The following is a 24129-nucleotide window of genomic DNA, read 5'->3' as shown; positions in this document are numbered from 1 at the left end:
TGGCGTACCCCGGGACTGCCAGCACCCAGCACGCTTGTCTGCGCTTCGCGGTACACCCAGTCGACGCGAGAGGTGTGAGGACAATCTATGGACACGGGAAGCATTGCATGGGGGTTGACGGCCACCGCACTGGTGCTGTTCATGACTCCGGGAGTCGCGTTCTTCTACGGCGGTCTGGTCAAGGCCAAGAGCGTCGTCAGCATGATGATGATGAGCTTCGGCGCACTGGGACTGATCACGGTGCTCTGGATCCTCTACGGATTCAACATGAGCGCTGTCGACGGGCCCACCCAGTTCGCCGGCAACCCGTTCTCCGACTTCGGGCTCGGGTCGCTCGCCACGGGTGAGACCGGCAACCTGGATCTGCTCGGCGCCACCTACGGTGCCACCTTCGCGATCATCACCGTCGCCCTGATCTCCGGCGCGGTGGCCGACCGGGCCAAGTTCGGTTCCTGGATGATCTTCGCGGGCGTCTGGGCCACCCTGGTCTACTTCCCGGTCGCGGCATGGGTCTGGGGCGGCGGCTGGATCATGAACCTCGGCGAGACCCTCGGCCTGCCTGGCGTCATCGACTACGCCGGTGGTACGGCCGTGCACATCAACGCCGGTGCGGCGGCGCTTGCCCTCGCGCTTGTCCTCGGCAAGCGGATCGGCTTCCAGAAGGGCATCACCAAGCCGCACAACGTGCCGCTGGTGCTGCTCGGCGCGTCCATCCTCTGGTTCGGCTGGTTCGGCTTCAACGCCGGCGCCGAATGGCTCAACGGGCTCGCCAACGTCGGCCTGATCGTGGTCAACACGCTCGGTGCGACAGCCGCCGCCATTCTCGGCTGGCTCATTGTCGAAAAGATCAAGGACGGCAAGGCCACCTCGGTCGGCGCCGCCTCCGGTGCCGTCGCCGGCCTCGTCGCGATCACCCCCGCCTGCGCCAACCTCGAGCCCGGCTGGGCCCTGCTTCTGGGCGTCATCGCCGGCGCCGTCTGTGCCATGGCCATCGAGATGAAGTTCAAGTTCGGCTTCGACGACTCCCTCGACGTTGTGGGCATCCACCTCGTCGGTGGCGTCATCGGCACGCTGTACCTGGGCTTCTTCGCGATCGGCACCGGCCTCTTCGTCGGTGGCGACCTCGGCCAGCTCGCCGTGCAGGCCATCGCCGCCTTCGCCGTGCTGATCTACTCATTCGTCGTGGCCTACGTCCTGGGTCTCGCCATCGAGAAGACCATCGGCTTCCGCGTCAAGAACGAAGACGAAGTAGCCGGAATCGACACCTCGGTGCACGGCGAAGAGGGCTACGCCCTCGCCAACGTCTAGCCAGGAGTCAGCACCACGCGGTCCGATCGGGCGGTGGGGTAACGTACGGGTGTGTCACGCACTCGGCGTTTCCTCACCGCCCTTCGTTCTCTCGTCATGGGTACCACCGGCTCGCGGGCCGGCGCGGTCACGGTTCTGGCGCCTCCGGCTGCTGCCGGCCGGTCCGGACCTGACGCCACCGTCGAGCTCGATCCGTCGGGACTCGGTCGAATCGGGTGGGGTTACGCGCCCCACAGCGACGGCATCCTGGACCCGGGTGAGATCGTGTGGACCTGGGTGCCGTATGAGGAGCGGGACGGTCGTGGCAAGGACCGTCCGGTGGTGATCATGGCCACCCTGAGCCCGGGGAACCTGCTCGCGGTGCAGCTGACCAGCAGGGACCACTCAGGTGACGACGACTATGTTCCGCTCGGCGTGGGATCGTGGGATCACGACCGTCGACCGAGCTGGGCCGATATCGGCCGGGTGTTCCAGGTGCGCCAGGGCGGCGTGCGCCGCGAGGGAACCGTGCTGGATGCCACCCGGTACGCCCTGATCGGGCGGGCGTTGCGCGATCATCACCAGTGGCGTTGACGCCACCGGGCTACGTCATCTCGTAGCACGGCCGCCACACAGCAGCTTCGCACCCCGAGTACCCCCCTTGACCAGGCGGGGCCACCGCGGCAGTATCACCTCACTGGCGGTGACCCGAACGCCGCGAGAAGCCCCGTCAGGGTCCCGGTCATCCGGGGCCTTGACGGAGTACCGCGATGGATGCAAATCGAGGACGCTTCCCGATGGCCCCACCACTTTCCCCGGTGCCCCCGCTCCCTCCGGCTACGCCGCTCACGTCGCCGCTCGCAACGACCGTGGCGTTCGGTCTTCCGGCGGGCCTCGCCGAGGAACCGGCCTGGTACCTGCACCGCCCGCGGTTGGATTCCCTGCTGGAGCGTTTGCGTGGCCCGGACGCCCGCATCCTCGTGATCTGGGACGCGGCCGGTTCCGGCAAGACAACGGTGATGGCCGGATGGGCGCGACAACTGCGGGCCGACGGCCAGAGGGCGGACTGGTTCACCGGATCAGACCTGGACGACGCCCGGGACGCTGACGAAATCCGGCAGAGGCTCACGCTGCGTTCCGAGATCGCGGCGCAACCCGAACGCACAGCGCACCCCGAACTCACGGCGCAGACCGACTTGACCGGACATCGACTCCGATTCGTTTTCGTCGACGACCTGCATCTCGCCGAACGCCCTGCACTCAACGGCCACACCAATCTCACCGGCATCCTCGAGGCTCTGGTCGACACGCCGCCGGGTGTCCGCCTCGTCGTGGCCGGTCGGCGCCGGCCCGTGGCGGGGACAGCCCCGATGGAGGCCGCCGGTGTTCTCATCGAGTGTCCCGACGGCGCTCTGGCCTTCACTCTCGAGGAGACCTTCGAGCTCGCAGCGCTGCACCGCATCGACCTGTCCGCCGACGACGGCGCGGTCCTGCGGCACCACACCGGTGGCTGGGCGACCGGGCTTGCCCTGGCGCTCACCTGGCGGCGAGCGGAGGGAGCCGCCCTCGATCTGCGCCGCTTCGACGGAGACAATCCGGCGGTGGCCGATTACCTCGCGGCGGAGGTGGTGGCGGGCCTGGACTCCGGTGATCGGGCGGTGCTGATGCAGTCTGCCCTCAGCGAAGTCGTCGCCCTCGAACTGGCGGTGGAAGTGGCCAACCGGGACGACGCCGGCGACGTGCTCGAGCGGCTGGCTCGCCACACTGCGCTCATCACTCGCGAGCCGGCCGCGCCCGGCGGGCCGGGCTACCGCTACCACCCCATCCTGCTCGCCTACCTGCAGGCGGAGGGTCGCCGGCAGGATGCCGGCGCTACGACCGCCCGTCATCTCCTAGCGAGTCATTGGTACGCGCACCGTGCATGCGGTGCAGCGGCGCTCGAACAGTCGCTGCCGGCCAACGACCCCGACCTCGTCAGCGAGCTCCTCGAACGGTTCGGCCTTGGTCTCGTCGTGTCGGGAGCAACCGATCTGGTTCGCCAGGCCCTCGATCACATCGACGGACGTGTGGCATCGACGGCGACGCTGTGCCTGCGTCTGTTGCTCGAGCCGCCATACGCTCCCGCGCGACGCCGGGTGCACCAGCTCCTCGCAGCCGCCGACGCCGCAGTCCAGGGTGCCTCCGATCAGACTCGAGGCACCGCGAGGTCGGACCAGTGGGCGTTCGTCCTCGAGATCCTGCACTCGTTTCATGCCGCAGAGCGGTCCGAGATCGAGAGCCACCTGGAAACCCTGCAGGCCGCCACGTCCGCGCCGGCCAGGGAGGCCCTGGCCGTGGACCTGCTGGCGGCGACCGCGGAGGGGCGTTGCCTGGACAAGCTCGGTCAGCCGGGCCCCGCCGAAGACATCCTCCGGGAGGTGGCCGACTCGGCCAGGCTCGCCGAGTTCAACTGGTTGTTCCTGTTGGCCAGCGACCTGGCGGCCACGGCGGCCGGGCATGCCGGAAATTGGCTCCACGTGGCGATGCTGGAGGGCCAGATGGCGGCGACGGCACCAGCCGCTGCGAGGACCGCGACGCTGACACAGCTGGCGGCCGGGCTGCCCGTGGACTACGCCACGGGCCGGGCGCTGCTCTACGCAATGATTCAGCGGTACGAGGCCTGCGAGCCGGTTGATCCGGTGACCCTGGCCATGCTGTCGACAGCTGCTGCCATCGGTGCCGACACCGGTGTGAGCGTTCCTGCCGAGGTCCTGTTGCTCCTCGGCCAGCTGGAGAACGTTGCCCACGCACGACAGGCCCTCGACAGGCTGATCCTCCTGATGCGCGAGGTCGGCGCTGAGCATCCGCGCGCCCTGAGCCTGTGCTGCATTCCCCTGATCGAGGTGAGCGGGGCGCTGGACGGACGTGCGGAAGCGCAGCTGGTGGTGCGGCTGATCGAGCGGGCGCTGGGGGAGGACTCGCTGGAGTCGCTCGTCATCAGGTTCCTTCTCGTTCCCCCCACCAGGACGGGCCACCCCGCGGAAGAACGCCTGCGCGCCGCGGCGCTCGAGGAACGCGCGGCCTGGCGCGGGTCAACCATCGTCAGCGCCTGGCTGGCCCTGGCCCACGTGGCCGAGGTGTCCGGCCGCCACGTCGAGTCGGACGCGCGCCTGCTTCGGGCGTTGCGCCTCGCGAGCAGGCTGGGTTGTGAACGCCCGTTCCTGGCGCTCGGCGGGCAGGGCAGCGGACTCATCCGCGGCCGGATCGGCAGGCTCGGCGACCTCGACGACTTCGCCAGGCACATCCTGCAGTGCGCCGACGAGTTGCACGCGCCGGCCCGGCCGTCCGTTCAGGAGCACAGCCGCAGCAGTCCTACCTTGACGCAAAGGGAGCGGGAGCTTCTCCGAGAGCTGCCGTTCCACCAGTCGGTGGCGGAGATTGCGCGCAAGCGCAACGTGAGTCCGAACACTGTGAAGACCCACTTGCGCAACATCTACCAGAAGCTTGAGGCCACCAACCGCACGGATGCCGTGGCGATCGCCCAGGACCGGGGGCTGCTCTAACCGCATGGCCTAGATTCACCCGATCCGGGTGAATCGAGGGCGTGGTGTCACGGCGACACTGAGCCGAACCGGGTGGCAGCGAGGCTGCCGCACGTTGGCTGGCGTGTCTTGAGGAAGGGACAACCGATGGTGGAATTCAGGTACGGACCCGTGGAGATACTCCTGATCTCCTTCGATGGAGACCGGCCCGGCGCCGCGCTCGGGAGGGCGCTGCGTGAGCTGGTCGAGGAGAAGACCATCACCCTGCTCGACCTGCTCTTCGTCGCCCGTGACGCTGACGGGGAGCTGCGAATCGTCGAGGTGGATGATTTACCCCAGAAGGCGGAATTGCCCGACCTGGAACTCGGCGAACTCGGACTCGCCGGACTGGACGATGTCGAGGAGCTTGCGGCGGACCTGCCGCCGGGTACCTCGGCTGCTGTTCTCGTGGTCGAACTCGCCTGGGCGCGGAATTTCGCCAGTGTTCTGGCCGCTTCCGGCGGAGCTGTGCTCCATCAGGAGCGCATCCCCGCCGCCGTCGTGAACGAGGTACTCGAAGCCGCACGCTGACGCGGTGTCCCACCCCCGCTCCCGGCCGGCAGCCAACCACAGCCGGCATCAACCCACAGTTAGGACCAGATCATGTCACCACGTCGAATGGGACGCCCCGGACTGCTCGGCATGGCCGCACGGACCGCGGTCGTCGCCGGCACGGCCACGGCCGTGAGCGGCAATGTGCAGCGTCGGCAACAGTCCCGCGCCCAGAACGCCCAGGCGGAGGCCGATGCCCAGGCCCAAGCCCAGCAGGCCGAGTACGCCGCCCAGCAGCAGCAGGCACCAGCGCCGGCGCCCGCGGGCGACAACGCTCTGCTCGACCAGCTCAATCAGCTCTCCCAGCTGCACAACGCCGGAGTGCTGAGTGATACCGAGTTCACGGCCGCGAAGGCAAAACTCCTGGCCTGATCGGTCAATTGCTCCTGGCGATGCCCCACGCCGGGTGCGGGACCGCTAGCCTACGTGGAGGGAGCGGGGCCCTTCTGGCGTCGCGACGTCACGTTCGCCTGGCGCGGACCGGAAGGAACACATGTTTGAACTCCTCACTCCGATAATCGGTATCGCCTTTCTCGTCATCGTGGTGGGGGTGATCGTGCTTGTCTATGCCCGCTCGGTGTACAAGAACGCCGGACCGGACGAAGCCCTCGTCATCACCGGAAAGAAGTCGAAGAAGACCATCGTCGACGGGGCGACCCTCGAGGAGTCCGGCCAGCGTGTCGTGCACGGCCAGGGAGTGTTCATCACCCCGTTCTTCCAGAAGGCGTTCAAGATCAGCCTGCGGAGCCGCGCCATTGAGATCACGGCCGTCGCCCAGGACCGCAATGGCATCACGTTGACCGTTGAAGCCGTCGCGATCGTGAAGGTCGGCGACGACCCCACAGCGATCCGCGCGGCCGCCCAGCGCTTCACCGGCCAGGACAAGAACATCGACAACTTCGCGCAGGAAGTGCTCAGCGGTTCGCTGCGTTCGTCGATCGGCGCCACCGACGTGATGACCATCATCCAGAAACGCGACGAACTGGGCACATCGGTGCTGGCCACCGCGCGGGAATCCCTGGCGAACCAGGGCGTCGACGTGGACTCGTTCGAGATCAAGGGCATAACCGACGCCAACGACTACATCCGCGACCTCGGTCGCGCCGAGCAGGCCAAGGTGCGTCGCCAGGCCGAGGTGGCCGAGCACCAGGCCAACCGGGAGGCCCAGGAAGCCTCGATCATCGCTGAGCAGGCCGTGGCGGAAGCCCAGAACACCCTGGCGCTGCGCAAGGCGGCCCTGCAGCTCGACACCGACAAGGCCTCCGCAGAGGCTGCCGCGGCCAAGCCGCTGGCCGAGGCCAAGGCCCAGCAGAACATCGTGCAGGAGCAGGAACTCACGGCTAAGCGTCGCGCCAGCCTGCGCAAGGCCGAGCTCGACTCCGAGGTCAATGCGGTCGCCGACGCCGACGCTTACCGCGTGCGGGTCTCCGCCGCTGCCGCCGCCGAGGCGCGCGTCGCGGCCGCCAACGCCGACCGCGACAGCCGGGTCGCGTCTGCGGAGGCCATCCGGGCGGAAGGCCAGGCCAACGCCGACGCCATCCTGGCCCGCGGTTCGGCAGAAGCCGAGGCCACCCGTCTCAGCGCTGAAGCCGTCGCCGAACAGTCCGAGGCACTCATCCAGCTCCGCCTGGTCGAGATGCTGCCGAAGATCGCGCACGAGCTCGCGGCTCCGATGAGCAACATCGACCAGCTGACTGTCATCTCGACCGATGGTGCGAGCCAGCTGAGCAAGAACGTCGCCTCCGGCTTCACCGAGGTCGACGCTGTCCTGAACTCCACCATGGGAGTAGGCATCAGGGACCTGCTCGGCGGGCTCATCGGTGGCACGGCGGCAGGCACAGCTTTGGCGAAGGCCCAGGCGGGCGACGGCGTCGTACCGGTTCAGGTGCCGACTCAGGTGCCGGTCTCTGTGCAGCCCGACGCCGTCTAGCCCGTTCGTGTCAGAGCCTTGGCCGATATCGGTCGTCGCCCCGCCGCTGGCCGGCCGGGCGACGGCCAGCCAGCGGTGGTCGAATCTGGTCTTCCTGCACTGGCGGGTGACACCGGAGCAGGTTGCACCGTTGCTCCCGGACGGCCTGAAGCCTGACGTCTTCGATGGGTCAAGCTGGGTGGGACTGATCCCGTTCGTGCTCGACCGGGCGACGGTGTTCGGCAGCCCTCCGGTTCCCTATTTCGGCAACTTCGTCGAGGTCAACGTGCGGCTGTACGCGGTGGATGCCCGCGGGCGCCGTGGTGTGGTGTTCGTCTCGCTCGAGGCGTCCCGCCTCGCGGCGGTTCTGGCAGCGCGGGCGTTGTTCTCGATACCGTATATGTGGGCTCGCACCAGCCTGGACCTGGGCGCAGGCGAGCTCCGCTACAGCTCCACGCGCCACCTCGCCGCCGGTGCCCACAGCCACATCGTGGTGCGCCCCACGACCCGCGCGGTCGTCGGCGACCCGCTGGCCGACTTTCTCACGGCGCGTTGGGCGCTGTTCACCCGAGTACGCGGACGCACCGTGCATCTGCGCAACCACCATGAGCCCTGGGGCCTGTTCGCTGCCGACCTGGTGACACTCGAGGACACCCTGCTGGCGACGGCGGGGTTCCCGGGACTCGCCGGCACCCGACCGCCGGATTCCGTGCTCTATTCGCCAGGCGTGACGACCTGGTTCGGAACCAGGGGGTAAAACGACGGACCGCGCCGGGTGCGCTGGTTTCAGAGCCGACTGGCACGCACGACGGCATCGGCGGCGAGGCTCGGCGAACCGTCGGGCCCCCTGGCCGTGCGGGTCCGGGACTCGGCCACGTTGATGCGCCACTGGGCGGGATCGAGCGTCGCCGCCACCTCGTCTGCGGAGAAGAACAGATCGGGGTCGGGCATCCGATGCGCCGTGGCGTGCACGTCTGAGACATCGTGGCCGACGATCAGCAGCGTGCCACCGGGGGCGACAGCGTCGGCGAGTGCGCGGAAGAACACCGTGCGCCGCAGGGACGGCAGGTGCATGAACTGCGCCGTGACGAGGTCAAATCGGCCGGCCGGGGGAGCCCAGCTCGTGAAGTCATGCTGTTGCCAGTCGATGCGGCCTGCACGGGCGACAGCGGCGGCCGGGTCCCGGCCGGCCCGTCGGCTGCGGGCCGCGGCGCGCTCGAGGGCGACCGCCGAGAAGTCGACGCCGGTCACCTGCCAGCCTCGGCCGGCGAGCCAGATCGCGTCGGCCCCCTCCCCGCAGCCGATGTCGAGGGCCAGCCCCGGGGTCAGATCGGACGTTTCGGTCACCAGTACCGGGTTGGCTGCACCGCTCCAGACGTCATCGAGGGCGCTGTATCGATCGTCCCAGTATTCGCGGTCGAACTCGGCGCTCATCGGTTGTTTCCTTCGCGATCGTTGATGGTTGTCCCCGGCGTAGGCGCCGGCGCAGGGATGCCGTGGCGCCGATCGCCGAGGTGTGCGTTGCTGTTTCGCGCCTCGGCGGCGGACGAGAACGGCCGCCGATATATCGCGACGGCGCCCTCCAGCTCTTCCTGGATGAGCTCGGCATTGATCGCCGTGGCGACACTGAGACCGGCCGCGGCGGCCACCACGACCTGGGCCATCAGATTGGTCGAATTACCCGCCGCCCAGACACCGGCGACCACGGAGCCGTCACTCTGGACCCGACCGTCCTGGTCGGTCTCCAAAGAACTGCCGACGCCGAGTGGGTGCGGCGTCGAGGCCAACCCGAGCCCGGTGAGGAAGCCGGTGCGGGCGGTGAAGACCGGCCCGACCACCAGCGCGTCCAGCGGAAGCAGGTGGCCGCCGGCAAGTCGTACCCCTGTCAGCGCATCGTTGCGGATGTCGAGGGCGGCGACGGGGCCGATCACGACGCTGATGCCCCGAGCGGCCAGCTGCTCCCACTCGGCGTCGGTCGGTCCCCGGTCGTGTGAGATCGACCCGTCCGCGTCGAGCATGGGCCCGTGCAGCACCAGGGTGATGTTGGGGCTCCACTGACGGAAGAGCAGGGCCTGGTGAGCCGATCTCGGTCCAGTACCGAGGATGCCGATCGCCTGATCCCGCACCTCCCAGCCGTGGCAGTAGGGGCAATGCAGCACATCGCGCCCCCAACGCTCGCCCAGTCCCGGCACCGCGGGAAGTTCGTCGACAAGCCCGGTGGCCACGAGCAGCCGGCGCCCGAACAGGGTGGTGCCGTTGTCGAGGCTCACGGCGAAGCCGTGCGGTGAGCGCCGGGTGTCCGCTGCGCGGCCTGACACGATGGTGGCGCCGTAAGAGCGTGCCTCGTCCTGGCCGAGGCGCACGAGTTCGGCGGGACTGAGTCCGTCGCGAGTGAGGAAGCTGTGCACCCCGGCGGCGGGTGCGTTGCGCGGTTTGCCGTCATCGATGACGAGGACCGAACGACGGGCGCGTCCGAGGACAACGGCCGCGCTGAGTCCGGCGGCGCCGCCGCCGATGATCACCACGTCATACACCGGTGGTGTGGATGCTGCGGCAGGGTCGGATATGAAGCCGGCGGTCTCTGGGCCCGGAAATGGGGCGTCTCGGTTGGTCATATGCCCATGGTGGGGCGCACGCGAAACATTGACAAGTTGAATTGCCAAAACCGCAAGTGGCCGACCTGGCACCTGAGCCCGCCGCGTCGATCTGCCGCGCGTCGAGGACCGGCGCCGACGGATCAGGCGACGTCGACGAAATGCTGGACGTCGGGGAACGGGTCGTAGAACGGGTGCAGAACCTGCCGCCAACGGTCGTATTCGGCGGAGCCCCGGAAGCCCTCGGTGTGGTCTTCCACGCTGTCCCAATCGACCAGGAGGAGGAAGGCAGTGGGTGTCTCGAGCGAACGCGACAGGGTGAGGCCGCGGCACCCGGGCATCGACTCGATGAGCGATCGAACCGTCCCGAATGCGGCGAGGAATTCGTCCTCGCGGCCTGCGGTCACGGGCAGGATGGCATGTTCTCTGATCACCTGTAGACACTAGCCCGGATGCTGCAGGCGCGATCGGTCGGCTGCGGCCCGGGCGAGTAGCATCGCCTGGGTGTGCCCCGTGACGGGTCGCCACCATCGACTCACCCGCTCCCCGGGTGCGGACCGCTTCAGGACGGAACCACATGACCAGCCCAGCAGAGGCGCCCGAAGCCGGCCTCATCGTCGACGCCACCACGCTCCTCGGGGCCGAGCATTACTCGCCGGAGTTGGTCGACGCGGTGCAGACGGCCACCAGGGCTGCTGCGCGTGCCGCCGGCTTGTGGTTCGGGCGTGGAGACAAGAATGCGGCGGACGCCGCAGCCGTGGCCGCGATGCGGGCCGAGCTGCTGACGGCGCCGTTTGCGGGCCTCGTAGTCATCGGCGAGGGCGAGAAGGACGAAGCGCCGATGCTGGCCAACGGCGAGGAGCTCGGCTCGGGCCGGGGCCCGGCCTGCGATATCGCCGTCGACCCGCTGGACGGCACCAGGCTCGTTCAGGAGGGCCTGCCCGGCTCGGTCTGTGTGATCGCACTGGCCCCGCGCGGCACGCTCTTCGATCCGCGGGACGTGTTCTACATGGACAAACTCATCTCCTCCGCGCCGGCCCGCGGCGTGCTGGACCTGCGGGCAACCCCGACCGAGAACGTGCTCCGGCTCGCCGAAGCGCTGGGCAAGCCGGTCGGCGATATCACCGTGGCCGTCCTGGACAAACCACGACACGCGAGCCTGGTGGCCGAACTTCTCGCCGCCGGAGCACGGGTCGAATTGGCGGGGGAGGGAGATGTCTCCTCGGCCATCGCCGCAGCGACTCCCGGCGGGCGGATCGACCTGGCGATGGGGATCGGCGGCACCCCCGAGGGTGTGCTCACCGCTTGCGCCGTGCGGGCGCTGCAGGGCTTCATGGAGGGCAGGCTCGCTCCGCAGACCGAGGGTCAACTCCGCATGGCGCTGGACGCCGGTCACGATCTCGACCGGGTGTTGACCCTGGACGACCTCGCGGCCAGCGATCGGGTGTTGTTCGCCTCGTCGCCCGTGCACGTTAACCAAGGAAACCCCCGGTTTCCCGGGGGTTTTTCGGTGGGCGATGCGGGACTCGAACCCACGACCTCTTCCGTGTGAAGGAAGCGCGCACTGTTTTCGTGGCCCCTCCACGAGTGTCGCTTGCGCATGATTACGCGGAAGTTGATCAGCCTGCGATGGTGTTATTCCATTGACGTCGATATGCTTAGTGCTTTTTTCTGCGCTTTTTTCTCGACGAGCGGTATCGACAGCTGCATGATTCCTCAAAAGAAGCAGTCGAGCACTTTTCGGGAGAGGTGGGCCAGTCGCTGTGTGATCAGTTGGGTTCAGCTGGGCTCGCGACGCTCGAAACTAGGACCGTCCAGTTGTACTGGAACGCCGGGCCCGCGCATCGATGCTTCAGCCCTTTTCGTGTCATTGAATTGTCCGTCTGATGCGCTGTTTGGTGCACAGCCCGCACTCGCGCTCTCACGTCTGGCTCATGTCGCCGGTGTGAGCTTGCTTCGAGCTGAAACGACCACCGTCATCGCTTGCGTTCGAAAACTTGGTTGACTATAGATCGACGAAACGCCGATATCTGCTCGACGTGATGAGAGAACCCGCGAGGCGCGTTCTGTGAGTTGGTGGTATCGCCCGCCTATGTCGGTTCGCGTGGAGTTCCTCGGCCTCGAGCGTCACGCCGACTGCGTGGCGGCCTCGATTTCGGGAAACGTAAAGAACTACTGCAGGCGGAACTCGGAGAACTTGGAGTTCTAGCTGGCGACAGCATCCTGGAACATCGGGGGGACTGGTCACTCAGCGAGAAGTCGAGCGTTGAGGAGTTCGTGACCTACTCCAAGGCGCGGCTGACGATAGCCGCGAGGGAGTCGGCGGAGCGTACCGGCGCCTAACGGACCAGCACCTCCACCTGGTGGCGGGCACAAACATCGACCAGCCAGCCGTGCCCGCCAACGGTGTCGAAGTCGCGGCTACCGGCCACGGTCAGGTTGCCCGCCTGAACCCGGTCCTCGAATAGCAAGTACGTCTGCTTCCCCGTGCGGGGCGCCGACCAGGCAACCCCGTCGTCGTCGAGTCCGCGAATGAGGCCAGCCCCCGTGCGAATCCGTTGATCGATTTCGCTGGGTGTGTCGTACATGGCCACATTGGTATTGATGAGCGGTGCTAGGTCGAACCGGCGCTCAGCGGTGAGGCAGGTGAGGGTCTGTCCGCGGTACACGCGGCTCGGGAGGGAGCCGCCGGAGAACGGAACCTCTCGCAGCAGCGTCGCTTCAACCGCGGCCTCCTCGGTCTCAGCGGCGTAAACGAAGTTCTCCAGCGTCTCATAGCCCAAAGTCTCGAGGAGCGCGGCGGGTACGCATGCGAAATCCTGAGGATGGTGGGCGGTGGAGTGGATCCGGGCAACGATCGCACCGGGTCGAATCGTGACCCGCGGGCCCGTCACCATTCGGCCTCAAAAGAATCCTTGGCCACCGCTAAAAGCGCCTTTGCGTCGTCCAGATGATCCATGGGCCGGTCACTTCCGCCAAAACTCGTGATCGGACTGAAGAGCCACAAGGCTACGTTGGAGTCGTCCCAGCCGTTTGCGCGCGCCAGTTCGAGTAGCGGAGCCATCACCGACAGGATGCCCGCGCCCGCGCATTGAAACCCCGGATATCTCAGCTCACCGTCTCGCAGCACGCCGACCAGGCCAGCCCGCGGCTGATCGCCGAGCAGCGCGTCGGCCTCTGCTTCGGTGAGAAGCCCGTGGTCCCGCTCGAGCGCACGCCGCACGTTCTCGGTCGCCTGCCGTGAGCGTGCCATCTGCGGCGACCGTTTTTTGGGTCAGCCTGGTCCGCGTCCATGGCGGTCCTTCCAACGTGCGTTGACCGGCAGCCTACTGCGGCGACCCGACCGCGCGACCTGTGCGTGGCATCGTAGGCTGCCCACAGGAGGAAGTGATGAGCGGGCCGTACGCGATCCAAACGCTGAGCACTGTGAAACGTGCTGGGCTGTTTGGTGACCTGCACGGCGACATTGCAAGTCTTCGCGAGCTCTCCGGTGCGATGCGCCGGCGTGGAATCAGTGTCCTGCTCTCCACCGGGGATGTTGGCCTGGTGGATAGCCGACCGGAACATTCCAACTTCTGTGGGCAGCGGGGATCCTCGCCGAAAACCAACAAACCTTGTTCTTCGTCGACGGAAATCTGGACCGGCACGAGGACCTCTACGAGCACCCCGTGGACGCCTCCGGCTACCGGTGGTTCGCCCCGAACATCGGGCACCTGCCACGGGGTTTCCGGGCGACGGTCGCCGGTGGTCGGACCCTCGCCGCGCTCGGCGGCGCCGCCTCGGTAGACCGCCCGCGGGTCCGATACTTGGAGACGGTGAGCGCCGACGATCTGGCCGCGCTGGGCGCCAGTGACGTTGACATTCTCATCGGCCATGACGCGCCGCAGCCACTGCCCGCGCTTGACCAGCAGCTGGCAGGGTCGTGGACCGAGGATGCTCTCGCCTACGCAGCGGATGCTCGCAACATGTTCACCCGTGGTTTCCTGGCTGTGAAGCCGGCGCTGTACCTGGGCGGGCACTTCCACACGCCGATCGATGTCGTCGCAGGCTTCGTCGCAGGCTTCGGCGACGGTGAGGATCGGTTCGCTGCCCGGGTCGTCCTCCTGGACGCCGTCTCCGGGAGAGCTCAGAGCCAAGGGATCCGAGACCTTGCGAGCTTGACCTTCGAAGTGTTCAGCCTGGACGACTGACCGCGCATGTCCCGTCCATGGATATTGCGGAGCTGACCCGCGCCTCCGAGCTGGGCGAGTACCGAGTGACCCCTCGCCGCGGTGAGGTGATCGAGGTACGTATTGGCGAGGGCACAGGCATCGAAGTCCGGTGAGTGGTTGTGAACCCCAAACGCCGGCCACTCCCACATGTCGCCTTCACCGAATGGAACTCGGTGTTCGACATTGTCTTCACAGTCGGTCAGTGGTCCGGAGTCCAGTGGACAGCCGGACCCGTGCCTTACACCCCGACCTCCCGCGTGACGCAGATTTTACGGCTGGCTGCGACTGAGCTTGACACTGAGGCTGGCGTCCGCGTGGATAGACCATGACCATCCACGACTTGACCTTGCCCGGTGAGACCCTAGTCGCGGTCGCCGGCGATTGGCACGGCAACGTCGGCTGGGTGCAGACAGCCCTCCCGTTCTTGCGCCGAGCAGTTCCGGGCCTCAAAACGGTGCTGCATGTGGGCGACTTCGGCTTCTGGCCGGAGCGGCGGGGCCAGGGTTTCGCGGAGACCGTCTCGTACTGGGCGAAGGCGGCGGGCGTCCGCGTTCTAGTGACCCCGGGAAATCATGAGTGGTGGGCCGAGCTCGATGCGCGGTTTGCTGCGACGCCAGGACAGCCCGTGCAAATCGGTGAGCAAGTCTGTATGCTGCCGCGCGGGCACCGGTTCACGCTCGCGGGACGCAGTTTTGCGTCCTTCGGCGGCGCCGCGTCACTGGACCGCGACGACCGGGTGCCACTGAAAGAGTGGTGGGCGAGCGAGGTCGCGACGGAGGACGAGGTAACCGCCGCCATCGCCGGCGGCCCGGCCGAGGTCCTACTTACACATGAAGCCGTGGACGGCGGCCCCGAGCTCGTTGAACGGATCCTTCGAGGTAATCCCCTCGGCTGGGACGACAACGCTCTCGCCTACTCGGCACTCTCACGCGACCGAGTCACCCGTGTCTATCACGCACTCCACCCGCAGGTGCTTGCCCACGGCCACCTGCATGTGAAAGCGGAACTCAGCCACGACGACGGCCGCCGGATCTACTCGCTGGCCGCAGACGGAGACGCGGGAAATCTCGCTGTGCTGAGCTTGGACAATCTGCGCTGGACCTGGCTGGGCGACCCTCGAGCATGGAAACGCTAGAAGCGACGACCGCAGGGAAGTCTTGGAGCCGGCACGGCGACGGCCGCGGTCGCGGGTCGGGCTTAGGTGCTGAGAGCTAGCGGCGGAGAGCCGAGGGCAATGAGGAAAAGCGGACAAGCCGAGCTCGGGCGGAAAGCGGAGAGCCGAGTTGAGGGTGCCGACAAGTTGCGATGCCAGCTGAGCGGCAGCCGAAACTAAGAATACGAACCGGGAGCCACCGATGATGGGTCGACACTCGCTCGCGTCACCCTGCCGGGCGCCGCTCGAACCCCACCTCCGCTGCGCTCCGGTGTCCTCGCCGGGGCCGAACCCCGGCACGCCAACCGTCCCGGTTCACCCTTCGTCCCACGCGTCTACGGTGCGGTCACGGTCACCACTGGCACGGCCTGGCCGGCGCTTGCCGGACCCTAGAGCCATAACGCCCGGCCGGTTCGCTCCCATGCGTCGACCGTCGCCAGGTTGGCGCCGGCCGCCGAGCGCACCTCGTTGCACCGCTATCATTTCGGCATGACGGATGAACCTGCGGGTGCTAACAACGAAGAACCTGTCGTGTGGGCTGCTGTCTCAGTCGGAGTCGACGCCCGCATTTCTCAGTTCGCTCCCACACACTCTGAGGATGAGGCGCGTGAACTCATCGCCCGCGTTCTAGCGCGGTTCCGCGTTGACCATTTCGCCTGGGGTGTCGCTCGAGTCGAATTCGTCAACCATGCCCCAAGCGCTAGGTCGCGCCCGCCCGAATCGCCAACACCCCCGCCCATTTCCACAGAGCCCCTGTCAAATCCGTTCACCAGGCGGCTGCAGTCCATGGACTCGGATCATCGCGGATTGACCACAGCTCGTGAACTCGAGGCGATCTTCGATGCGCAGGCGAAACGAGACCGGATCCAGGGGTCGGATCACCCTGCGTTCGGGGAAGGACCCGCCTTCTGGGGTTACATTCGCCTGGACACCGAGACCGGGATGAGAGGCTTCTCTGCAAAGCCGTCCGAGCAAGAGGCCCGCGATCTCGCCGCCAGCCATCCGGGGTATGTGACCGGGTTGAACCCGAACCAGTATCCGTCAATCGGTGTCGCCCGCATCGAATTTGTGACGTACGTTCCGCCGCTCGATGCACACTCCGCACCGTTGCCGAACCCGTTCACGAAGCTCCTTCAGTCGCAGGCGGTCCGGCCGATTTCGGCGGACCTTCTGCCTGGGTTGCACGAGCTGGAAAAGCTGTTCGATGCCACGGGCAGTAACGGTGCCCAGCAGACAAGGTGATCTGGTGCCGGGGACCGACGCCTAGAGCCGTGCCGCCCGACCAATCCGCTCCGATACGTCGAGCGCTGCCAGGTCTGCGCCCGCAGCTTTGACGAGCGCCCGCCGTTCGACGTCGTTGAACGGAACTGCGGCTATCGCGACATCGAACTGCGGGTCGCCGGTCATGCCGCGCTGGTCGATGAACCACCACCGGGCGCCAGCGAACACAGCGTTCCCGGAACCGGCATCGCCGTGGATGACATGTTCACCGGTCCCCACCGGGCACCACTGCGCTCAGCAGAGATCCGCTCACCGGCTTTAGGGCAGCGAAAGCATCAGTTGGCACGTCGCTCCGTCAAGCCGGAGGACCGGTCAGTGCGGGACTGCGGCCGCTAGCGGGTGCGCCGAGCGTGGAGCGGCGGCCAGGCACCCGAGGCGTGGACCGGAGCGCACACCGTCGCGGGTGAACGCCGGTTTGGTGCACGCGGCGAGGACAACGGAATGTGCGGTGAGCATCGGGGCGGTTGGCGGGAGGAGTGACGTGCCGGTTGGCGGTGACGCACCGGTCACGCTGTGGCATAAGCGGAAGCCGCGCAGCGGCTTTCACAGGCGGAGCGAAGCGGAGCACTCATCACACGCGAACAACGTCGAGATCGGGGTGGGGTGCGGAGCGCTCAGCCGGTGCGAGGTGGGCGTTATTCGGGTCCCGGCGCCCGACATCGACGGGGGTAACGGACCGCCGAGTTCTTCCTACAGTTTTGGCTGTGCAAGGCCACGCCAGGCGTGCGTGCCGCACTCTTCGGAAACTCCGATCAAGGTGCACTTTAGGACCGCCCGGCCGATACGCTTACAGCATCTTCTTAAGAGGACGAAACACCGGCTGCCTCTTGGCCGGGATCGAAATTGCGGGTGACCCTCACCTGGTTCGGTCGGCAAAACTTTTCATCGGGCGAGGGTTGGCCTGTCGGCTTCGTAGCCGGCGGGCCACTTCGTACATGCGCATGGCGGGCGGCGGAATGACTAGCCGTGGATACGTGCCTGTCTGCCGAACATGGAGCGGAGGGGCGGTGCCACGATGAAGCTTCCAGCGAAGTACAACCGGCACAAACCGGTGCCCGAGGGCGTGCGCGCCGACTACTGGGACCTTCGCGCCACCTGGATTCCCGACAGCCTCGCCGACCTCAACGGTCCAAGCTCGGGCGACCTCGAGCTTCCCATCACCATTGAGTGGTCGACGCGACGACCTATTCATTTCGACGACTCGCGGTCCATCGTCAGTGGATACGCTGCTGTCCTCCGCGAGGCGCGCAGCGACGAAGATCTGCACATCCTCAACCGTGAGGTTCTCACCCGGGTCTGGTCGGATCTGTACCTACCCGGCAGAATCCGGGAGGCGTGGGTGCAACGCTTTCCTGAGCTGGAAGCTTAGCTCCGCGCTTGCTTTGCGCATTACGAAATCTGGACCAACGCCGGCGGCCGAAGTAGCAGACAGCGGCGACGACAAGACCCGCACGCACCGGGCCGGAGTCTCGTACTGGCGCGGCGGCGAACTGCACAACCCGACCTGCTTTGCTGTGGACCGTGCCATTTCTGAGGAGGCCTGGCTCTTCGGCTTTCACTTACGGACACCGGGCGGAGGATGCGTTGACCTTCGCCGGCCAAGACGCAGTGGGCAAAGTTAAATGGGTGGATGCGGACGGGCGTTTGCGTGCGGTTTGCACGGTGTCCCCTACCGGCATCCAGGAGACTCGGTGGTTAGATGCCTCGGGCGAACCGGAAGCGCACTGGCGCGGCAACTACCATGGCCGGCGCATTCTGCTCACTGGTGAGGTGCGACAATACTCTCAGCCGAAGCCGGACACCAATCCGCGGTTACATCGAGTGGACGGCCCGGCGATCCAAGATCCCTGACGCCGGTGCGCAGCCTCTGGTGCGTGGCCGGCGCGAAGTGCGAGGCCCGCTCGAGCTCCTGATCCGACACACTGTCCGCGCTCAGCAGGCATCCGACCACGGCCGGCCGATGGTGCGGCTGGACCTCGCCCACGACGAACGGGCACGGCTGATTACGACCTTCGTCGACCACCCGGCAAATAACCCGGCTGTGGACATTGCGACTGCTTTTTCGGGCATTTATGCGGAAGTAAGAGCGTGGATATCACGGGAGACGCTGTGCGCCCGTCTAAGCCCTCCGAGCTGTGGGTGTGGGTGGCTCAGGGCCGAAGCGGCAAATGACTCACAGCGCCCGCCCAGGCTGCCTAGAAACAGTAATAAGCCCCAACACAGTCTATGTACGCACCAATTGATCTGCGTGGCGCCAAGCGTGTGGTTCAGCGGGTCCAGGTGGCGCTGCTCGGTCACGTTCTGTTCGACGAATGCGGCCCAACTGACTGCAGGATCTCGGGCGCGGTATTTCACTTCCGAATGACGGGCCTACCCACGAGATTGTCCCTGAAAGGCGGGCTGGCTTCGACAAGCTGCGCTGATAACTCGCCGACGTGAGGCCTCGCGCCCGTCAACGGTGATCGTCCATCATGACGCTGAAATTACCACGGCGGCGCGGGGGTGACCGCTTCGGCTGGGGCGGGAGCGGACGACTCGGCGGACCAGTGATAGTTCTCAGCATCCGCCGGTTTCCCTGGCCCCGGTAGAGGCTGCCCGCGAGCTCGTGTTGCGCGGGCCGATCAGGGACCGCGTCAAGCGCACCGGCGATCGGTCCTCGACTCCGGGCGCCCCGATGGACCGGGATCCGAAATACGGTTCCCCGCAGAAAGAGGGCTATCCCCGGCATCCGAGCGCTCGTCGAGACCGAGCGTCGGCTCTTCTAGCTGACTGGAACGATTGTCCGGCTAGATGGCCGCCCCGATTGGCGGATGAGGGAACGACTTGTAAATGGATGGATGCCAACATCACTTGTATTTGTGACAGTGCCAGCATCACTTCTATTTCTGACAATGCCAGCGTTAGTTGTACTGAGCTTCATGTGGTGTGCACGCATCCTGGTTAAATCAAGTCGAGATCTACTTCTCCGTCGTTCAACGCAAAGTCGTCAATCCGCAAGACTTCCCAGACCTCGCCACCCTTTGGGCCGGCTCCTACGATTCCAAGACCGTTGCACCGCAACGGCAGTCCCCTTCGACTGGCGCTTCGGCCGAGCCGCCCTCCACGACCTTCTCCACCGCGTCACAGCCCACGAGCAGATCGCAGCATGACCCCCGACGAACTAACAAACTGCACCACTAGCTCCCCGTCCGCCTGACGGGGCCCCAAATGCACCGGGAGCTGGTGGTGTATTTACCTACTTGTGTCCTGCAATGGCGAGAACAACACCAGCGATCTCTAGGACGCGACGTTCAAGGCTCAGAGGCGGTCTGTGGCTCGTCCGGCGCCCGGTGACGGCGCAGGACCTAGACCGGAACCCAGTCCGTCTCGCCCGGCGCGCGGAAAGTAGGTGCGGCGACCCCATACCATCAAGGGGTGCCTGAGTCTTCTGAAGAAACTCCCGATCGGACCGACGATATCTCTGCGCCTCCAGACGGTCGCCGCGAGAGTTTCTGGCGCCGACTGAAAGCTAGAATGGAGCGGGTGGACGAAGACCCACGTCCTCACAGAATTGCAATCCGCTGGCCGGCACGCACCGGTAACAAAATTCCTTTGGTGACGCTGGCCCCGGAATACAACCCGGGGCACCACCAGGTGTACGTCGATCTGCTCGAACGGGCATTGCGGCACCCGGACACCCGCAGTGTGGCACTCACCGGCTCCTACGGTTCGGGTAAGTCGAGTGTCCTTCGTGCGCTGGGCCGCCGGTGGTGGGATCGGCGGCGAGTCATCGAGCTTTCACTCTCGACTCTCAACCCCGACATGGGGCCCACCGTGCAAGCGGAGAACCCTGCCGAGAGCGAGATGAGCAACCGGATTCAGAAAGAACTCGTAAAGCAGCTCCTTTACCGGTTGCCCCCCAGCAAGACACCCCGATCCCGATTTCCGCGGGCATCAAACCCGTCATGGACGACTGGGGTTTCAGTCGCAACGACCGCCGCGGTTGTTGCGGGCCTCACCTGGATGGCGACAGCACTGGCAGGGTGGCAACCGACGATCGCTGGGCGCCTCGACGAGATCGGCTGGACAGCGCCGTGGTTTTGGAGTGCTCTGACCGCGGGGCTTGTCATCCTTGCGGTGGTGGCCTGGAGGATGCTCGCAGGCCGGTACGCGCTCCAGGCAGGGCTCAAGGCGGGGGCGTTGATTGTCAGCCTGGAACCCACCTCATCCAGCTACTTCGATCAATACCTGGATGAAATCATGTATTTCTTCCAGGTGAGTAAAACAAGTGTGGTGCTGATCGAGGACGTCGACAGGTTCGGCGACGCGGTCGTGTTCGACACACTGCGCGCACTGAACACCCTCGTCAACAGCTCTGGCCAGGTCGGGCGGCGGGTCGTCTTTGTGTACGCAATCCGCGACAGTGTGCTCGGGCAGATCGGCGCGAAGAACAATAGCGACGGTCTGGCAGGTAGCGAATCTGTTCTGGAAGGGCCAGCGTTCGCGATGGACCGAGCCAACCGGGCCAAGTATTTTGACGTCATTATCCCGATTGTCCCGTTCGTCTCCACAGGCAACGCCCGCGACCTGATGATGCGGGTGATGAAGCGCCACGTTGCGGATACGGCAGACGTGAAAGGAATCTCACCGGCCCTCATTCGCCTGGCTGCTAGGCACGTTGCAGACATGCGGACGTTGTGGTCGATTCGCAATGAATTCGAGGTACACGTGGACCGGATGATGACATCCGCATCCAGCATGGTGCCCGGCATCAGCAAAGACATTGTCTTGTCTCTCGTCTTGCTGCGAGCCACCAGCCCTGACTCCTATGAACGGATCCGACTGACGACGAGCCCGCTCGACAGTCTCGTCGAGCGCTGGCTCGCACTTGTCGATGCCAACATCGATTTTCGGACGAAGAACCTCACCGAACTTCGCACTCAACTGGAGAATAGCGAGTCACGTCAATTACGCGCTGAGCGTGCCGGCCAGCTGCTCGATTCCTTGCGCCCCGCTCTGTTGACGATGGCCAGGGGCATCACTGCTACCCGGGTCGAATTTGCCGGCCCAGTTACCGACGCTGACCTCGCCGAACTTGCGGGCTGGGAGCAAATCGCCGATGGCGCACCGCTCAGGATGACCTTGTGGGGGCTGGACGGCTACGGGCGGCGGGTGAATGAACAAACCCTGCTGAGCCCCGAGATGATCGCCAACCTCATTGGCATACCGATCGACCCCCAAGTATGGCAGGAAGCCGACCTTGCTCACCTGATGGACGAGGTCGACTCGACCGAAAAGGAGATCACGTTCCTACGCCACCACACTTGGGAACAGCTTTACGCGAGAACCGACCTGACTGTGAAATCGAATCCGGGCGAAGTCGCGGCAAGCCCGAATACGGAGGCCCAGGACGACAAGATCAGCTTTGGCGGTCTGGTCCGGGCGTATGCGCCCACACCGCTCGCTCGCGATCTGATTGCGCAAGGGTACCTGCCCCGTCACTTTGCGCGGTACGCCTCGATGTTCTACGGAGCAGTCGTCGGCCTGAACGCTGCCGAGTACATCTCCCGAGCTATCGAGCCAGGCGCTCCCGTCCTCGAATACGAGCTCGACGAGGAAGCAGTGGGCCAGATCCTGGTCGAGCAGAACGCCGTCAAGGACGATGCTGATCTGTTCGACGATCCGAGCGTTTACAACCTCGACATCGTTGCCTACCTACTCAAGCATCAACGCGGTGCCGCCAAGCGAGTGGCCACTCACCTGGCACAGAGATGGGAAGAGCCGGAGCAGAAATTCGTGGGCCGGTTCTTTCAGCGGGAGGAACCGGAGATGTCGACCGCACTGGCCGCATTGATGGCCCCGACTTGGCAGCAAGCTCTGCGGTACACCGCGGTTGACGCCCAACTCGCCCCCGAGACGCGGCTTCGCCTGGTCGATTCTGTACTTGGTGCTATCAGCGCAGAGAAGCGGGATGACCTTGACTCCGACGTTGGCAATTACTTGTCCGAGCACTACGCAGCGTTGCCGGCCCTGACCGATCCATCTGATGCCCACAGTGCGACCATCGTGATGACGATCATGGTCGCGGCCAACGGCACAATTCACGACCTGACAGACCTGGAGCCATCTGCTCTTGCTGCGGCCGCTCAGGCCAGCGTCTACCCGATGACGCCCACCAACCTGCGTGCTCTGGGCGGCGCGGACTGCGTCGCCCTTGACGTGCTGCGCCTGCAGCCAACGTCGAGGCCGATCTACGACCACTGCCTTGAGAACTTAGCCCTCTACCTCGACGCACTCGCACAGCTGGAGCCAGCGGGTACCCCTGTTCACGTTCCTGCCGAATTCGCCACGGTCTTGGGCGACATCGCCGGCGAGCCGCCGCGGTTAGCGCTCGTTGACCAGTTCGTGGAAACGACCTCCATCGAATGCCGGGTCAACGAGCTCGAGGACATAGCGCCGGAGGTGTGGACGGCGCTAGTCGGCCACCGGCGCACCGACCCGACGTTCGGCAACATCCAGCGCTACATGCGCGCTTACGGACTGGATGAGAATCTAGGAGGGTTTCTGGCCGAGCACGGCAACATCAGGACCCCAGAGGCGACTCCGCAACCCGAGCGGCGCGCCGTGGCCATCGAGATTCTTGCAGGTCGCCAGGCACTACCCACAGTTGCCACACGAGTGACCCTTGTCTCGTCAATTGCCCCCGGTACTTTACCCATCGGGCAGATCGAGCCTGAGGATGCGAACTTGGTTGGGCCGCTGCTCACCATAGGCCTGCTTGCCGATGAGCCAGAGACCTTCGACGCGAACCTCTTGGCGCGCTGGGAGGACTTCGAGGCTGCTGTGGGCGCGTCGCAAGAGTTCGGCAGTTTCTCGGACGCCACGACCATGCCAGCGCGCCACTTGGCTAAGACGCTCGGGAGCAGAGCCCTCCACGGTTCGACGGGAGCAGCGCTCATCGCGAAACTCTCGTCGCTGCTGACCGGGGCCACCATGGCGGATGCCACCGACATCACGTGCGCTCTCGCGGAACGCTTCGAACTACTGGACCTGCCACGCATCGATGCGCTGAGGGCGGCCGGGGCTTCCGATCCTTCGCTCGTGCACCTCATCGCCGCCCAAGGCGAGGACCTCTCGCTCGCCGATCTCCGAGCGATTCTTGTTGCTATGGCTGGTGACTACTCCCGAGTGTCAAGAGGTGGAAGCGGCACCGTTCGCTTTGCCAATGACCGAAACCACCGGGTAATCCTGGCACGCCTTTCGGGTGTGACTCATACCGGGGCGAAGGAGAAGCAGACCATTAGGTACGGCTGGAAATTGGAGGCAAGTCTGAAGGCGCCTTCGTTCTAGCGACCCCGGCCGAGGCTCGGTAGTCCACCGGAGACAACGCGGGTCGTCTTCGTCACGTAGATGACCCGATCCTGGGGGGTGCCGTGAGTGGGGGCTGGCCAGCTGCGGCGTTTGCTTTCACTCGCAGCTGCGAACGCTTCTTGGATCTCCGCGCCGTATCTTCCTTCGCGGTTGCCGTAGAACGCGGCGTTACCCTGTGGCAGTGACTTCTCAGCCTGCGCCTTCCCAGGCACAGACCTCGCAGGCACCGCCG

At 65.9% G+C, this 24129-nt stretch carries 19 protein-coding genes; 13 read left to right on the top strand and 6 right to left on the bottom strand.

Annotated features, from left to right (window positions below; translation table 11 throughout):
* The first annotated feature begins 87 nt into the window (after positions 1–87).
* From E3T61_RS03255 to E3T61_RS03225, 7 genes are all read left to right on the top strand, one after another.
* Positions 88–1308, top strand: coding sequence for an ammonium transporter (locus E3T61_RS03255; RefSeq protein ID WP_134639458.1), 1221 nt, complete (start codon positions 88–90; stop codon positions 1306–1308).
* A gap of 51 nt (positions 1309–1359) precedes the next feature.
* Positions 1360–1881, top strand: a complete 522-nt coding sequence (locus E3T61_RS03250) for a type II toxin-antitoxin system PemK/MazF family toxin (protein ID WP_241992356.1) — start codon at positions 1360–1362, stop codon at positions 1879–1881.
* Positions 1882–2084: 203 nt separating this feature from the next.
* Entirely contained in the window at positions 2085–4829 is a 2745-nt protein-coding gene (locus tag E3T61_RS03245) for a LuxR C-terminal-related transcriptional regulator (protein WP_134639457.1), read from the top strand.
* Between the two features lie 126 nt (positions 4830–4955).
* Complete coding sequence (locus E3T61_RS03240) at positions 4956–5378, top strand: DUF6325 family protein (protein ID WP_134639456.1); 423 nt, start codon at positions 4956–4958, stop codon at positions 5376–5378.
* Between the two features lie 72 nt (positions 5379–5450).
* Positions 5451–5771: an SHOCT domain-containing protein gene (locus tag E3T61_RS03235; protein ID WP_241992355.1), complete on the top strand. Its 321-nt coding sequence runs from the start codon at positions 5451–5453 to the stop codon at positions 5769–5771.
* Positions 5772–5892: 121 nt separating this feature from the next.
* Positions 5893–7329: a flotillin family protein gene (locus tag E3T61_RS03230; protein WP_134639455.1), complete on the top strand. Its 1437-nt coding sequence runs from the start codon at positions 5893–5895 to the stop codon at positions 7327–7329.
* A gap of 7 nt (positions 7330–7336) precedes the next feature.
* Positions 7337–8065 carry a YqjF family protein gene (locus E3T61_RS03225; protein WP_134639454.1) on the top strand — a complete coding sequence of 243 codons (729 nt, stop codon included), beginning with the start codon at positions 7337–7339 and terminating at the stop codon, positions 8063–8065.
* A gap of 29 nt (positions 8066–8094) precedes the next feature.
* On the opposite strand, the gene E3T61_RS03220 is transcribed toward E3T61_RS03225, so the two are convergent.
* From E3T61_RS03220 to E3T61_RS03210, 3 genes are all read right to left on the bottom strand, one after another.
* Positions 8095–8742, bottom strand: coding sequence for a class I SAM-dependent methyltransferase (locus tag E3T61_RS03220; protein WP_134639453.1), 648 nt, complete (start codon positions 8740–8742; stop codon positions 8095–8097).
* Positions 8739–9923, bottom strand: coding sequence for an NAD(P)/FAD-dependent oxidoreductase (locus tag E3T61_RS03215; protein WP_134639452.1), 1185 nt, complete (start codon positions 9921–9923; stop codon positions 8739–8741). The genes E3T61_RS03220 and E3T61_RS03215 overlap by 4 nt, the downstream gene beginning before the upstream one ends.
* Before the next feature lie 122 nt (positions 9924–10045).
* A complete protein-coding gene (locus E3T61_RS03210) occupies positions 10046–10336 on the bottom strand; it encodes an antibiotic biosynthesis monooxygenase family protein (RefSeq protein WP_134639451.1) in 291 nt (96 codons plus the stop codon).
* A 143-nt stretch (positions 10337–10479) separates the two neighbouring features.
* On the opposite strand from E3T61_RS03210, the gene E3T61_RS03205 reads away from it, so the two are divergent.
* Positions 10480–11454, top strand: coding sequence for a fructose-bisphosphatase class II family protein (locus E3T61_RS03205; RefSeq protein ID WP_134639450.1), 975 nt, complete (start codon positions 10480–10482; stop codon positions 11452–11454).
* A 787-nt stretch (positions 11455–12241) separates the two neighbouring features.
* Here E3T61_RS03205 and E3T61_RS03200 read toward each other — a convergent pair.
* Together E3T61_RS03200 and E3T61_RS03195 are read right to left on the bottom strand one after the other, a co-directional pair.
* Complete coding sequence (locus E3T61_RS03200) at positions 12242–12799, bottom strand: hypothetical protein (protein WP_134639449.1); 558 nt, start codon at positions 12797–12799, stop codon at positions 12242–12244.
* Positions 12793–13155: a hypothetical protein gene (locus E3T61_RS03195; protein ID WP_134639448.1), complete on the bottom strand. Its 363-nt coding sequence runs from the start codon at positions 13153–13155 to the stop codon at positions 12793–12795. Before E3T61_RS03195 ends, E3T61_RS03200 begins: the two co-directional genes overlap by 7 nt.
* 361 nt (positions 13156–13516) lie before the next feature.
* On the opposite strand from E3T61_RS03195, the gene E3T61_RS03190 reads away from it, so the two are divergent.
* From E3T61_RS03190 to E3T61_RS03180, 3 genes are all read left to right on the top strand, one after another.
* A complete protein-coding gene (locus E3T61_RS03190; RefSeq protein ID WP_134639447.1) occupies positions 13517–14092 on the top strand; it encodes a hypothetical protein in 576 nt (191 codons plus the stop codon).
* 346 nt (positions 14093–14438) lie between these two features.
* Positions 14439–15248, top strand: coding sequence for a metallophosphoesterase family protein (locus E3T61_RS03185; protein WP_134639446.1), 810 nt, complete (start codon positions 14439–14441; stop codon positions 15246–15248).
* A gap of 825 nt (positions 15249–16073) precedes the next feature.
* Positions 16074–16508, top strand: coding sequence for a hypothetical protein (locus E3T61_RS03180; protein WP_134639445.1), 435 nt, complete (start codon positions 16074–16076; stop codon positions 16506–16508).
* A gap of 21 nt (positions 16509–16529) precedes the next feature.
* Here the strand turns inward: E3T61_RS03180 and E3T61_RS03175 are convergent, their stop codons facing one another.
* Complete coding sequence (locus tag E3T61_RS03175) at positions 16530–16715, bottom strand: hypothetical protein (protein WP_134639444.1); 186 nt, start codon at positions 16713–16715, stop codon at positions 16530–16532.
* An 847-nt stretch (positions 16716–17562) separates the two neighbouring features.
* Between E3T61_RS03175 and E3T61_RS03170 the strand changes: the two genes are divergently transcribed.
* Positions 17563–17916, top strand: coding sequence for a hypothetical protein (locus tag E3T61_RS03170; protein WP_134639443.1), 354 nt, complete (start codon positions 17563–17565; stop codon positions 17914–17916).
* Positions 17917–20069: 2153 nt separating this feature from the next.
* Positions 20070–23876: a YobI family P-loop NTPase gene (locus E3T61_RS03160; protein ID WP_134639442.1), complete on the top strand. Its 3807-nt coding sequence runs from the start codon at positions 20070–20072 to the stop codon at positions 23874–23876.
* Positions 23877–24129: the final 253 nt, after the last annotated feature.

It is taken from the genome of Cryobacterium lactosi (assembly GCF_004403945.1).
In the GTDB taxonomy this organism is placed as follows: domain Bacteria; phylum Actinomycetota; class Actinomycetes; order Actinomycetales; family Microbacteriaceae; genus Cryobacterium; species Cryobacterium lactosi.
This window is presented reverse-complemented; position numbering and strand designations above follow the sequence as displayed.

Bases quoted from the DNA above. Each gene is read 5' to 3' on its own strand.
- E3T61_RS03205 (WP_134639450.1), top strand. From the start codon at position 10,480: ATGACCAGCCCAGCAGAGGCGCCCGAAGCCGGCCTCATCGTCGACGCC.
- E3T61_RS03185 (WP_134639446.1), top strand. From the start codon at position 14,439: ATGACCATCCACGACTTGACCTTGCCCGGTGAGACCCTAGTCGCGGTC.
- E3T61_RS03240 (WP_134639456.1), top strand. From the start codon at position 4,956: ATGGTGGAATTCAGGTACGGACCCGTGGAGATACTCCTGATCTCCTTC.
- E3T61_RS03255 (WP_134639458.1), top strand. From the start codon at position 88: ATGGACACGGGAAGCATTGCATGGGGGTTGACGGCCACCGCACTGGTG.
- E3T61_RS03235 (WP_241992355.1), top strand. From the start codon at position 5,451: ATGTCACCACGTCGAATGGGACGCCCCGGACTGCTCGGCATGGCCGCA.
- E3T61_RS03200 (WP_134639449.1), bottom strand. From the start codon at position 12,799: ATGGTGACGGGCCCGCGGGTCACGATTCGACCCGGTGCGATCGTTGCC.
- E3T61_RS03220 (WP_134639453.1), bottom strand. From the start codon at position 8,742: ATGAGCGCCGAGTTCGACCGCGAATACTGGGACGATCGATACAGCGCC.
- E3T61_RS03230 (WP_134639455.1), top strand. From the start codon at position 5,893: ATGTTTGAACTCCTCACTCCGATAATCGGTATCGCCTTTCTCGTCATC.
- E3T61_RS03195 (WP_134639448.1), bottom strand. From the start codon at position 13,155: ATGGCACGCTCACGGCAGGCGACCGAGAACGTGCGGCGTGCGCTCGAG.
- E3T61_RS03245 (WP_134639457.1), top strand. From the start codon at position 2,085: ATGGCCCCACCACTTTCCCCGGTGCCCCCGCTCCCTCCGGCTACGCCG.
- E3T61_RS03170 (WP_134639443.1), top strand. From the start codon at position 17,563: ATGAAGCTTCCAGCGAAGTACAACCGGCACAAACCGGTGCCCGAGGGC.
- E3T61_RS03215 (WP_134639452.1), bottom strand. From the start codon at position 9,923: ATGACCAACCGAGACGCCCCATTTCCGGGCCCAGAGACCGCCGGCTTC.